This is a genomic window from Liquorilactobacillus sucicola DSM 21376 = JCM 15457, assembly GCF_000612445.1.
GTDB classification, from domain to species: domain Bacteria; phylum Bacillota; class Bacilli; order Lactobacillales; family Lactobacillaceae; genus Liquorilactobacillus; species Liquorilactobacillus sucicola.
The window spans coordinates 1-13,508 of sequence record NZ_BALC01000007.1; the positions used below are offsets into that span (position 1 = coordinate 1).

Genomic DNA, 13,508 nt, shown 5'->3' on the forward strand with positions numbered 1-13,508 from the left:
GCGGGTGTGGCGGAATTGGCAGACGCACTAGATTTAGGTTCTAGCGTCGAAAGACGTGGGGGTTCAAATCCCTTCACCCGCACCATTTTTTATTTATATTGCCGACTTAGCTCAGTTGGTAGAGCATCTGATTTGTAATCAGAGGGTCGGGCGTTCGAATCGTCTAGTCGGCACCATGTTATGCGGAAGTAGTTCAGTGGTAGAACATCACCTTGCCAAGGTGGGGGTCGCGGGTTCGAATCCCGTCTTCCGCTTGTTAATGTTTGCTTGCTTTTTTTTGCCGGGGTGGCGGAACTGGCAGACGCACAGGACTTAAAATCCTGCGGTAAGTGATTACCGTACCGGTTCGATTCCGGTCCTCGGCATTTTCATTTATATATTGCACCCATAGCGCAATTGGATAGAGTGTCTGACTACGAATCAGAAGGTTGTAGGTTCGACTCCTACTGGGTGCATATTCATCGGGAAGTAGCTCAGCTTGGTAGAGCACCTGGTTTGGGACCAGGGGGTCGCAGGTTCGAATCCTGTCTTCCCGATAGGTCTATTATTCGTGTTAAGATAGAAGTTTGTTGTTTAGAATCACTTATCCTTCTATGATGTATATTTTCGGGAAATAGCTCAGCTTGGTAGAGCACTACGTTCGGGACGTAGGGGTCGCAAGTTCGAATCTTGTTTTCCCGATATCTGGAACTCGTAACTGAAATAATGTTACGAGTTTTTTATTTGTGCGATATTATTTAGAAAACCTCACTTGCGGGGGAATTGGATTGTTGTTTGTTGAAAGTAACTTTATAATGTAGGTGGATGAGAATCTGTAAACAGAGCTGTATCTTTGCATTTCTGGATTTTTTACGTATAATAATAGTCAACATTAGTCAAAAAGTTTAGAGGATGAGATAAATGCAAGGACAAAATATTTCTGATATCATAGAGGAATATCTAAAAAGAATCTTGGCTGATACGCATCAGATCGAGATCAAACGTTCTGAGATAGCACAACTGTTTAATTGTGTACCATCCCAAATCAACTATGTGATCAACACGCGTTTTACTATTCAAAATGGGTATATCGTTCGCAGCAAAAGAGGTGGAGGCGGCTATATAAGAATTGCAAAGGTTAATTTGGTCAGTGATGCTGATGTATTGGATGAATTGATAGCTGTGATTGGTGATGATATTAATTCCGCTCAGGCATTTCAAATTATTCAGAGTTTGTTTGAAGATGGTGTCTTGACACGAAAAGAGGCCAACCTTGTGCTAGCAGCAATGGATCAAAGAACATTGGCTTTTGAAGACAAAAGGATTGAAAATACTGTTCGCGCCCGGATCTTAATCAGTATATTGAATCGCCTGAAGTATGACGATTAGAAAGCGAGGGATATGTTATGGATAATTTATTTACACCAAGTGCTAGGCAAGTTCTGGTATTAGCCCAAGAGCAAGCAAAGTATTTTAGACATCAGGCTGTTGGGACGGAGCACTTATTGCTGGCGTTAACACTTGAAACAAATGGAATAGCCAGCAAAGTTTTACAGCAATTCATTGTGACTGAAACAGACATCAGGGAAGAAATAGAACGCCTGACAGGTTATGGAACCTTGAAACGTAATGGTGCTAATAATTATTTACCTTATTCGCCTAGGGCAAAAGAAATATTGTCGATTGCTGGCGACGAGGCTAAAAGAACTAATTCCACGAAGATTGGAACAGAGCACCTTTTATTAGCCCTCTTAAGAAATGATGACATTTTATCATCGCGGATACTTCAAAGCTTGAATGTTGATACGCGTAAAATGTATCAGACTGTTATTCACAAATTGGGATTAAGTGAGGCGCAAATTAAAAGATTTGATAAAAAAGTTCCCAAAAAGAATGGAACACCCACGTTAAATTCATTGGCACGTAATTTGAATGTATTGGCCGAAGATAATAAAATCGACCAGTCATAGGCAGGGAAAAGGAAGTTAAACGTATTATTCAAGTTCTTAGCCGTAGAACAAAAAATAATCCGGTCCTGCTTGGAGAACCGGGGGTCGGGAAAACTGCTGTCGCTGAAGGTTTGGCTCAAAGCATTGTCACAGGGGATGTTCCTGAAAGTCTACAGAAAAAACGGGTTATGATGCTGGATATGGGATCCTTAGTTGCAGGGACCAAGTATCGTGGTGAATTCGAAGATCGTGTCAAAAAGATTATCGATGAAATTTATTCTGACGGCAATGTTATCTTGTTTATTGATGAATTGCATACTTTGATCGGTGCTGGTGGAGCTGAAGGAGCAATTGATGCTTCAAATATTTTGAAACCGGCCTTGGCGCGAGGAGAAGTTCAGGTTATTGGTGCTACAACTCTGGATGAATTTCAGAAGTACATTGAAACTGACTCCGCGCTTGAACGTCGTTTCGCTAAAATCATAGTTGATGAGCCTTCACCGAAGGATACAATTCAGATTTTGAAGGGCTTACGTCCGAAGTATGAAGAGCATCATCAATTAGAGATTACTGATGAAGCTATCGAGGCAGCAGTTCGATTAAGCACAAGGTACATTACTAGCCGTTTCTTGCCAGATAAAGCAATTGATTTAATGGATGAATCAGCTGCCAGAGTTCGGCTGGAAACCTCAGGTCAGACCAAGAAAATTGCTGACAAGAAAAATATGTTAGCTGATTTTGCAACACAAAAAATTGAAGCCCTCAGTACTGAAAACTTTGAGCTTGCGGCAGATATCAGGCAAAAGGAATTGCGGACGAAGAAGCAACTGCAAAAAATGCAGCAGAAGGAAAAAGATGCGACCTCAAGCAGAGCAAAATATGGGGTCAGTGTTACCGAAGAGAATGTTGCTGAAATCGTTTCTGAATGGACAGGCGTTCCGCTGACTCAGATGAAGAAGTCAGAATCCGATCGTTTGGTCGGACTTGAAGGTGTCTTGCATAAGCGTGTTATTGGGCAGGAAGAAGCGGTCTCTGCTGTATCTCGAGCAATTCGACGTGCACGCAGCGGTTGAAGGATCCTGTTCGCCCAATTGGTTCTTTTATGTTTCTAGGCCCGACAGGTGTTGGTAAAACTGAATTGGCTAAAGCTTTAGCTGAAGCTATGTTTGGAACAGAGGATTCGATCATTAGAATCGATATGAGTGAGTACATGGAGAAATATGCTACTAGTCGTTTGGTTGGCTCACCTCCTGGTTATGTTGGGTATGAAGAAGGCGGTCAGCTTACAGAAAAGGTAAGACAGCATCCATATTCTGTTGTTTTATTTGATGAAGTTGAAAAGGCTCATCCAGATGTCTTCAATATTCTTCTGCAAGTTTTGGATGATGGCTATTTGACGGACTCTAAGGGACGAAGAGTTGATTTCCGAAACACGATTATTATCATGACATCCAATCTTGGAGCAACGGCTCTGCGTGATGAAAAGCAAGTAGGTTTTGGAAGCTCCAAAGCACAAGATGACTTTAAAGCAATGTCTGCTAAAATACGAGAATCTTTGAAAAAGGCTTTTAGACCAGAATTTCTTAATCGGATCGATGAGACAGTTATTTTCCATTCACTGACATCAAAAGAATTGCATGCGATCGTCAAGTTGATGGCTAAGGATGTCTTGGACCGTGTGCGTGAACAAAAAGTTGACATTAAAATCACACCTGCGGCTATTGATGTGGTTGCAAAGGCTGGGTTTGATCCTGAATATGGAGCACGTCCACTAAGAAGGGCGTTACAAACTGAAGTAGAAGATAAACTGAGTGAGTCACTGATTACCGGTCAAATAAAAGTTAACAGTAAAGTAACGATTGGTGCAAGTAAGGGTAAGATAAATATAAAGGTTCAAGATGATGACCAAAAGGAAGCAGGACAGCTTACCAAGTAGTTGGCTGCAGCTGTATTTTGAGCTAAGTAACACGATATTAGTATAATTTAAACAAATCAAAACTAGGGGATAGATCAAGGACAATATAATGATCTGTCCCTTTGTTTTAGGCTTAGTATTATTACTATGTATATTAGTATGTTTCAAAATACTTTCTTTGAGCAATTTGTGTTTAATATTCAAAAACTAGCAACCATGGGTGAGATGTTCCCTTATGTTTCGAATAATGTGATGGGATGATTAAAAAATTTTTTGTAGGCAATTAATAAGGGTATCTCTTGACAATATATCCATTAATTGCTAGAATTTGTAATTGGAAAATACTGTGAATTTTGTCAGTTGTGATATATTGTCCATAACTGGCTAGATATGAAGCAAAAATAGTGATGGTCGACAGACAGACATATACTGTTTTTGGTTTTTTTTTGCCAAAAAAACTGATAAAAATTAAATTGTAATCAAATTGTAATAATTTTTAGCTTGTTTTTGGGCAATTCACAGAAAAAATTTGAGAGGTGAACAATTTGGCAGGACATTTAGTAAAATACGGTAAACACCGTACACGTAGAAGTTATGCCCGGATCAAAGAAGTTTTAGAGTTGCCAAACTTGATCGAAATTCAGACTAACTCCTACAAATGGTTCTTAGACGAAGGCCTTCGTGAAATGTTCGAGGACATTATGCCGATCGAAGACTTTGCTGGTAATTTATCACTTGAATTTGTCGACTATCAGTTATTAGAGCCAAAATACACGGTTGATGAGGCAAGACAGCATGATGCAAATTATTCAGCTCCGCTCCATGTCACATTGAATTTAATTAATCATGAGACAGGCGAAATCAAGTCACAGGATGTATTCTTCGGTGACTTCCCGTTAATGACTGAACAAGGAACATTTATCATTAATGGTGCAGAACGTGTTATTGTTTCTCAATTGGTTCGTTCGCCAGGTGTTTATTACAGTGAAGAATTAGATAAAAATGGTCGTGAAAACTACGGAACTACTGTTATCCCTAATCGTGGTGCATGGCTTGAATATGAAACAGATGCAAAGAATATCGCGTATGTTCGAATTGACCGGACACGTAAGATACCACTGACGGAATTGATCCGCGCTTTAGGATATAGTTCAGATGACGAAATAATCAAGATGTTGGGAACTAATGACAGTTTGATGCTGACATTAGAAAAGGATGTACACAAAAATACTGAAGATTCACGTGTTGCTGAATCTTTGAAAGATGTTTATGAACGTTTGCGTCCTGGTGAGCCGAAAACTGCCGATAGTGCACGAAGCCTTTTAACAGCGCGCTTTTTCGATCCAAAACGTTACGATTTTGCTCCTGTTGGGCGTTACAAAGTCAATAAAAAGTTAAACTTAAAGACACGTTTATTGAATAAAACCTTAGCCGAAACACTTGCTGATCCTGATACTGGGGAAATTATTGTTAAAAAAGATACAGTTATCGATAAGCATGTTATGGATAAACTTGCACCATATCTTGATCGCGAAGATTTTAAGACGGTGACCTTCCACCCTTCAGAAGAAGGGGTTGTTACCGATCCAATGACTTTGCAGATTATTAATGTTTATTCTGAAAAAGATCCTGAAAAAGTTGTTAAAATGATTGGTAACGGACATATTGATCTGAAGTACAAGCATATTCTTCCTGCTGATATTATTGCTTCAATGAATTATTTCTTTAACCTGCAAGAAGGCATCGGATCTGCGGATGATATTGATCATTTGGGTAACAGACGTATTCGTTCTGTTGGTGAGCTGCTTCAGAATCAATTCAGAATTGGTCTTTCAAGAATGGAACGTGTAGTTCGTGAAAGAATGTCAATTCAGGATACTTCAACGGTAACTCCGCAACAATTGATCAATATTCGACCTGTTGTTGCATCCATTAAAGAATTTTTTGGCAGTTCACAGTTGTCACAGTTCATGGATCAAACAAATCCATTGGGTGAATTGACACATAAACGTCGCCTTTCGGCTTTAGGACCGGGCGGTTTGACACGTGATCGTGCTGGATATGAAGTTCGTGATGTCCACTACACCCATTATGGGCGTATGTGTCCGATTGAAACCCCTGAGGGACCTAACATCGGTTTAATTAATAGTTTGTCATCTTATGCGCGAATTAATAAATATGGTTTTATTGAAACACCATATCGGCGTGTCTCATGGACAACACATAAGGTAACTGAAAAAATTGATTATTTAACTGCAGATGAAGAAGATAACTATGTTATTGCACAGGCTAACTCACCTTTAAATGATGATGGCTCATTTGTGGACGATATTGTTATGGCACGTGCTAAGAGTGAAAATATCGAAATTTCAATAGATAAAGTTGATTATATGGACGTTTCGCCTAAGCAAGTAGTTGCAGTGGCGACGGCTTGTATTCCTTTCTTGGAAAATGATGACTCTAACCGTGCTCTGATGGGAGCCAACATGCAGCGTCAAGCAGTTCCATTACTTGATCCGCATGCACCTTTGGTTGGAACAGGGATTGAATATAAAGCCGCACATGATTCTGGTGTTGCTTTGATTTGTAAGAATGAAGGAACAGTTGAATATGTTGATGCTCGTGAAGTTCGCGTACGTCGTGAAGATGGTTCACTGGATAAGTACAAGTTAATGAAATTCCGTCGTTCGAATGGTGGTAAAAACTATAATCAACGGCCAATTGTTCGTGTAGGAGACCATGTTGATGCTGATGAAGTGTTGGCTGATGGACCATCAATGGAAAACGGTGAATTAGCTTTAGGGCAAAATCCATTGATCGCATTTATGACATGGGATGGTTATAATTTTGAAGATGCGATTGCCATCAATGAGCGACTTGTTAAAGAAGATGTCTATACTTCTATTCATATTGAAGAACATGAATCTGAAGCACGTGATACCAAGCTCGGGCCTGAAGAAATGACACGTGAAATACCGAATGTCGGTGAAGACGCATTAAAGGATCTCGATGAATTCGGCATTGTTCGTATTGGGGCTGAGGTTCATGATGGTGACATTTTGGTTGGTAAGGTAACGCCTAAAGGTGTGACTGAATTATCAGCTGAAGAACGTTTGTTGCATGCTATCTTCGGTGAGAAAGCTCGGGAAGTTAGAGATACGTCATTACGTGTGCCACATGGTGGTGGCGGAATCGTACAGGATGTTAAGATCTTTACGCGCGAGGCTGGTGATGAGTTATCACCGGGGGTAAATATGATGGTTCGTGTTTACATTGCACAAAAACGTAAGATCCAAGTCGGCGATAAGATGGCTGGACGTCATGGTAACAAAGGGACTGTTTCGATCGTTATCCCCGAGGAAGATATGCCATACATGCCAGATGGTACACCAATTGATATTATGCTGAGTCCAATGGGTGTTCCTTCGCGTATGAACATCGGGCAAGTGCTCGAACTTCACTTAGGGATTGCGGCACGCAAATTAGGAATTCATGTAGCATCACCTGTTTTTGATGGTGCGCGTGATGAAGATATTTGGGAAGCATTAAAAGAAGCGGGAATTTCAAGTGATGGTAAGACAATTGTTTATGATGGACGTACGGGAGAACCATTCGACAATCGGATCTCAGTCGGTGTTATGTATTATCTGAAACTTGCACATATGGTTGATGATAAGATCCATGCGCGTTCAATCGGGCCGTACTCACTTGTTACACAACAACCTCTTGGTGGTAAAGCACAATTTGGGGGCCAAAGATTTGGTGAAATGGAAGTTTGGGCCCTTGAAGCATATGGTGCTGCATATACTTTGCAGGAAATCATGACATACAAGTCTGATGATGTTGTTGGTCGTGTTAAGACTTATGAAGCAATTGTAAAAGGAGAACCGATTCCGAAACCAGGCGTCCCTGAGTCGTTCCGTGTTTTGGTCAAAGAACTGCAGTCATTGGGATTAGACATGAAGGTTCTTGATTCTGAGAAGAAAGAAATTGAATTAAGAGATATGGATGACGATGATGACGATGTCGTTAATGTTGATGCTTTGAGTAAGCTTGCTAAAGAACAGGCTGAGAAGAAAGCTAAGGAACAAGCTGAAAGTGCAGAAGAAACAGAAAAAGCAGAAACCAAGACAGAAAAGTAAGACGGAACATGGATAGGACAAAAATAGTATTTAGAAGTCAACTATAAAAAAGGAGGTCGGTCACTTGATCGATGTCAATAAATTCGATAGCATGCAAATTGGTCTGGCGTCTTCTGATAAGATTCGCAGCTGGTCTTATGGAGAAGTGAAGAAACCAGAAACGATCAACTATCGTACGTTGAAGCCTGAAAAAGATGGTTTGTTCGACGAAAGAATATTTGGACCTACTAAAGACTGGGAATGTGCTTGTGGTAAGTATAAACGCATTCGTTATAAGGGGATTGTTTGTGACCGCTGCGGTGTTGAAGTTACTCGCGCTAAGGTTCGCCGTGAACGAATGGCACATATCGAACTTGCTGCACCTGTCACACATATCTGGTATTTCAAGGGTATCCCTAGCCGGATGGGCCTCGTACTTGATATGAGTCCGCGTGCGCTTGAAGAGATAATCTATTTTGCTTCATATGTGGTAACTGAACCAGGGAATACACCACTTGAGAAGAAACAATTACTGACAGAACGTGAATATCGTGAAAAGCGTGAACAATATGGTCAGGAATTTAAGGCTGGAATGGGCGCTGAGGCAATTAGAAGTTTGCTGCGCGATGTTGAACTTGAAAATGAATGTAATGAATTGAAAGAAGAATTAAAAGAAGCTACTGGTCAAAAGCGGACACGTGCGGTCAGACGATTAGACATCTTGGAATCTTTCTTGAAGTCAGGAAACGATCCCGCATGGATGGTAATGGATGCTATTCCTGTTATCCCACCAGATTTGCGGCCTATGGTCCAATTGGAGGGCGGACGTTTTGCAACATCTGATTTGAATGATCTTTATCGTCGTGTAATCAACCGTAATAACCGTTTGAAACGTTTGTTAGATTTGAATGCACCTGGAATTATCGTTCAAAATGAAAAAAGAATGCTACAAGAAGCAGTTGATGCATTGATCGATAACGGGCGTCGTGGTCGTCCAGTTACGGGTCCAGGCAATCGTCCACTTAAATCTTTATCGCATATGCTTAAAGGAAAACAAGGACGTTTCCGTCAGAACTTATTGGGTAAACGTGTTGATTATTCAGGTCGTTCCGTTATTGATGTTGGACCTAAGTTGAAGATGAATCAAATGGGTATCCCACATGAAATGGCACTTGAGTTGTTTAAACCCTTTATGATGAAAGAACTCGTTAAACGTGAAATGGCTTCTAACATAAAGAATGCTAAACGCAAGATTGATCGCCGTGATGAAGACATCTGGGATGTTTTAGAAGATGTTATCAAGGAACATCCAGTTCTTCTTAACCGTGCGCCTACGCTTCACCGTTTGGGTATTCAGGCCTTCGAACCTAAGTTGGTCAATGGTAAGTCTATGAGATTACATCCTCTGGCATGTGAAGCTTACAATGCCGATTTTGATGGCGATCAAATGGCGATCCATGTTCCATTGTCTGATGAAGCTCAAGCCGAGGCACGTTTGCTGATGTTGGCGGCACATCATATTTTGGCTCCAAAAGATGGAAAACCAATTGTGACACCATCACAAGATATGGTTATAGGAAACTATTACTTGACGATCGAAGAAGCTGATCGTGAAGGTGAAGGTATGGTTTTCAAAGATGTTAACGAAGTTCGAACAGCCTACCTTAATAATTATGTTCATTTGCACACACGTATTGGGCTGCAGACAGCGACATTAGCCGCTGCCGGGAAACCATTTACCGATTGGCAAAAAGAACGTATTATGGTGACTACTGCAGGAAAAGCAATTTTTAATGAGATTCTGCCTGCTAATTTCCCATACTTGAACGAACCTACAGATGATAATTTGACAGGCAAAACACCTGATAAATATTTTGTTGAACCGGGGACTGATATACATCAGTTCTTAGCAGATCATGAGCTGGTGGGGCCATTCAAGGCTGGTTTCTTAAGTGATATTGTTGCTGAGGTTTATAAGAAGTTTAAGGTTACTGAAACTTCTAAATTGCTTGATAGATTGAAGGACCTAGGCTATTATGAATCGACTAAATCCGGTTTAACAGTTGGAATTGCTGATATTACTGATTTAAAAGAAAAATCTGGTATTATTGAAGCTGCGCATAAGGAAGTCAACAATGTTGCCAAACAGTTCCGTCGCGGACTGATTACTGAAGATGAACGTTATGAACGTGTTATTGCCATCTGGAATAATGCGAAAGACCAGATTCAGGAAAAATTGATTCAGAATATGGATCCAGAGAATCCAATTCAAATGATGTCGGATTCAGGCGCTCGTGGGAACATCTCAAACTTTACTCAGTTGGCGGGAATGCGTGGACTGATGGCGGCACCTAATGGCAAGACAATGGAATTGCCTATTGTTGCCAACTTCCGTGAAGGTTTATCAGTTATGGAAATGTTTATTTCTACCCATGGTGCCCGTAAGGGAATGACTGATACCGCTTTGAAGACGGCTGATTCAGGTTATCTGACACGTCGTTTAGTTGATGTGGCACAAGATGTTATTATCCGTGAGAAAGATTGTGGGACTGATCGTGGACTTGACGTAACTGCAATTCGTGAAGGTAATGAATTGATTGAACCTTTATTCGATCGAATCTTAGGTCGTTATGCGATGAAGACGGTTAAGAATCCTCAGACTGGTGAGGTTATCGTTCCTGCTAATGAATTGATAGACGAGAACATGGCACAAGCAGTTGTCAAAGCAGGTGTTGAAAGGGTAACTATTCGTTCCGCATTTACCTGCAATACAAAACACGGTGTGTGTGAACACTGCTATGGACGCAACATGGCTACTGGGGATGAGGTTGAGGTTGGTGAAGCAGTCGGAACTGTTGCTGCTCAATCGATCGGTGAACCTGGTACACAGTTAACGATGCGGACATTCCATACAGGTGGTGTTGCTGGAGACGATATCACGCAAGGACTTCCTCGTGTTCAAGAAATTTTTGAAGCACGTAATCCTAAAGGTCGTGCCGAAATTTCTGAAGTTACAGGTGTCGTTGAAAGTATTGAGGAGAACCCGGCTGAGCGTACAAAAGAGGTTACAGTTAAGGGTGAAACTGACACACGGACATATAGTCTTCCATTCACATCTGTGCTTAAAGTAGCCGAGGGTGATCGCATTCATCGAGGTGAAGCGTTGACTGTTGGTTCGATAGATCCAAAGCAATTAATCAAGGTTCGAGATGTCCTCTCAACTGAAAATTATATTTTGCGTGAAGTTCAAAAAGTATACCGTATGCAAGGTGTTGAAATTTCCGATAAGCATATCGAGGTTATGGCACGTCAAATGTTGCGTAAAGTACGTGTTATGGATCCAGGCGACACTGAATTATTGCCGGGTACTTTGATGGATATCAATGATTTTAGAGATCAAAACTATCAGACATTGATTAAGGGGAGTATTCCTGCGACGGCTCGTCCAGTACTGTTGGGGATTACTAAGGCTTCACTTGAAACTAATAGTTTCTTGTCGGCAGCCTCCTTCCAGGAAACTACACGTGTCTTAACAGATGCAGCCATTCGTGGAAAGAACGATCCATTGATCGGATTAAAAGAAAATGTTATCATCGGTAAGATTATTCCAGCTGGAACTGGAATGCCGGATTATCGTGGTATCAAGCCTAAAGAAGTGGGAGCTGTTTCTGAAAATGTCTATTCGATCTCAGATTTAGAGAAGAAGTTAAAGGCAGAAGAAAAGCAGCCACAAAATGGTAACGAATAATTAAGTGTTAAAACAAAAAGTTTGGGACAAAGGTCTTAAATTCTAAAAAAGCAGCTCTGAGAAATTGTATCCTGATTTCTCAGAGCTGCTTTTGCTTTCTTAGGCTTCTGCAATGGCTATTGTTGGTAATAGATTTTTCTATTGTAACCAAATAAAAAATAATATAGAGGTTCTTTTTAAGCAAATGAGTTATATCATACCAGTAATCAAACTGCTTTGAAACGTAAATTAGACTAGAATGCTAAACTAAAAATAATCATATTTTTTGGGCGGTCGCTGCTTTTAAATTTGTTGGCTAACTGTTAGGCAACTAACTATTTTGTAATAGCTGCCTTTTATTTAGAAAGCATTTTGTAGGAAGTTAGCAATTAGCTTAGAAAATGTTTTTGAAGTTTACTTTTAATAGATAACAATATTTTTTGACCACAGTAAAACTATTAGTAGCCCTAAGGATAGGAAGGGGATGAAGGCAATCTTCTTTTTGAGGGAGAAAAACTGATAAAATGCAGCACAAGATGAACCTAACAAAATGATGTACAGTGTGGTGTAAAAACCTAAAAGCAAGAAAAGAAAACCAATGTATATAAGATCGCCTAGTCCCAGATACTGGAAATACGAAAAAAATGCAAGTGCTATGAGGAAAAAAAGTATGAACTTCCAATCAAGTAAATGACGCAGAAATTCAGAATAATTTACAAGTAATAAAAAAAATCCTCCGAGCCAAAGAAGGCCGTTTGAAATGGTCAGACTATAAAAATCTTGAAATGCAAGAATAAGTGACCAAAGTGCTAATGCAGCAAGAAAGGGAAAAACTGTCTTATTGGAGTTTAAGGCGAATAAAAATAGATAGTAGCAACCAAATAATAGTTCCACAATAAAGCTGATTGCGGAAATCTTGGCATGACAAAAAACACACCGCCCACCTTGCATCAAAAATCCGATAAGTGGGACTAAGTATCGTTTTTTTAACGGAATATGACAGGCTTCGCAAAATGAGCAATAAGAAATTAATGAATAGGAATTAGCAAAGCGCCAACCGCAGCAAACGGCGAAGGACCCGCTGGAAGAACCCAAGATAAAAATCAAAAAGTAAATCAAAACCATCATAGCTGACACCCCTTTCGATAATAAAATACGAAAGAACTAATTTATAATGCTATTTTATTAATAATTTATTGACAGTTTCAGTTGTAACGTGGTAGTCTGTAAAAGGTGCTTTATGTGGACAGTTCTCCCAGGGCAGGTGTGGGACATGCTGACTGTGTTACGGTGGCATACATTTTGTTGTGCGTCTAGGTTTATTTTTTTGCTAAAAAAAGAATCACCTGGATGTGTGTACTTAAGACATGTAAATTAAGGAAGGAGGAAGCTTTAGATGCCAACAATTAATCAATTGATCCGTAAAGGGCGTAAATCTAAAGGTTCAAAATCTGATTCCCCAGCTTTAAACTTTGTATAACAGTTATAAGAGAGTGCAGACTAATAATCCTGCACCACAAAAACGTGGAGTGGCAACTCGTGTAGGTACAATGACACCTAAGAAACCTAACTCTGCTTTACGTAAGTATGCTCGTGTTCGTCTTTCAAACTTGATTGAGGTTACAGCATATATTCCAGGAATTGGACACAACTTGCAAGAACATAGTGTTGTTTTGATTCGTGGAGGTCGTGTAAAAGATCTTCCTGGTGTTCGTTACCATATCGTGCGTGGAGCATTAGATACGGCCGGTGTTACGGATCGTAAACAAAGCCGTTCTAAATATGGTACAAAGAAACCTAAGAAATAATTGTAAAGT

Annotated in this window: 4 protein-coding genes, 7 tRNA genes and 2 pseudogenes; 12 read left to right on the forward strand and 1 reads right to left on the reverse strand. The window is 40.2% G+C overall.

What is annotated here, in order from left to right:
* The 11 genes and pseudogenes from JCM15457_RS09765 (at position 1) to rpoC (ending at position 11,712) form a co-directional block, all read left to right on the forward strand.
* Positions 1 to 85, forward strand: a tRNA-Leu gene (locus JCM15457_RS09765).
* A 15-nt stretch (positions 86 to 100) separates the two neighbouring features.
* Positions 101 to 176: transfer RNA gene (locus JCM15457_RS09770), tRNA-Thr, on the forward strand.
* Positions 177 to 182: 6 nt separating this feature from the next.
* Positions 183 to 254: transfer RNA gene (locus tag JCM15457_RS09775), tRNA-Gly, on the forward strand.
* Between the two features lie 25 nt (positions 255 to 279).
* Positions 280 to 365 (forward strand) — tRNA-Leu (locus JCM15457_RS09780).
* 16 nt (positions 366 to 381) lie between these two features.
* Positions 382 to 455, forward strand: a tRNA-Arg gene (locus JCM15457_RS09785).
* 7 nt (positions 456 to 462) lie between these two features.
* Positions 463 to 536, forward strand: a tRNA-Pro gene (locus JCM15457_RS09790).
* 71 nt (positions 537 to 607) lie between these two features.
* Positions 608 to 681, forward strand: a tRNA-Pro gene (locus JCM15457_RS09795).
* Between the two features lie 219 nt (positions 682 to 900).
* Positions 901 to 1,368, forward strand: a complete 468-nt coding sequence (locus JCM15457_RS09800) for a CtsR family transcriptional regulator (protein ID WP_034989686.1) — start codon at positions 901 to 903, stop codon at positions 1,366 to 1,368.
* Between the two features lie 17 nt (positions 1,369 to 1,385).
* Positions 1,386 to 3,864 (forward strand): annotated as a pseudogene (locus JCM15457_RS09805) (ATP-dependent Clp protease ATP-binding subunit).
* Between the two features lie 515 nt (positions 3,865 to 4,379).
* Positions 4,380 to 7,985, forward strand: a complete 3,606-nt coding sequence (rpoB, locus tag JCM15457_RS09810) for a DNA-directed RNA polymerase subunit beta (RefSeq protein WP_152537314.1) — start codon at positions 4,380 to 4,382, stop codon at positions 7,983 to 7,985.
* A gap of 64 nt (positions 7,986 to 8,049) precedes the next feature.
* Positions 8,050 to 11,712, forward strand: a complete 3,663-nt coding sequence (gene rpoC, locus JCM15457_RS09815) for a DNA-directed RNA polymerase subunit beta' (protein ID WP_034989688.1) — start codon at positions 8,050 to 8,052, stop codon at positions 11,710 to 11,712.
* Between the two features lie 399 nt (positions 11,713 to 12,111).
* Here rpoC and JCM15457_RS09820 read toward each other — a convergent pair whose 3' ends face one another.
* On the reverse strand, positions 12,112 to 12,819 hold the full coding sequence (locus tag JCM15457_RS09820; RefSeq protein ID WP_034989689.1) for a prepilin peptidase: 708 nt from the start codon (positions 12,817 to 12,819) through the stop codon (positions 12,112 to 12,114).
* 268 nt (positions 12,820 to 13,087) lie between these two features.
* Between JCM15457_RS09820 and rpsL the strand changes: the two are divergent.
* Positions 13,088 to 13,499 (forward strand): annotated as a pseudogene (gene rpsL, locus JCM15457_RS09825) (30S ribosomal protein S12).
* The last annotated feature ends 9 nt before the right edge of the window (positions 13,500 to 13,508 follow it).

Bases quoted from the DNA above. Each gene is read 5' to 3' on its own strand.
- JCM15457_RS09800 (WP_034989686.1), top strand. From the start codon at position 901: ATGCAAGGACAAAATATTTCTGATATCATAGAGGAATATCTAAAAAGA.
- JCM15457_RS09820 (WP_034989689.1), bottom strand. From the start codon at position 12,819: ATGATGGTTTTGATTTACTTTTTGATTTTTATCTTGGGTTCTTCCAGC.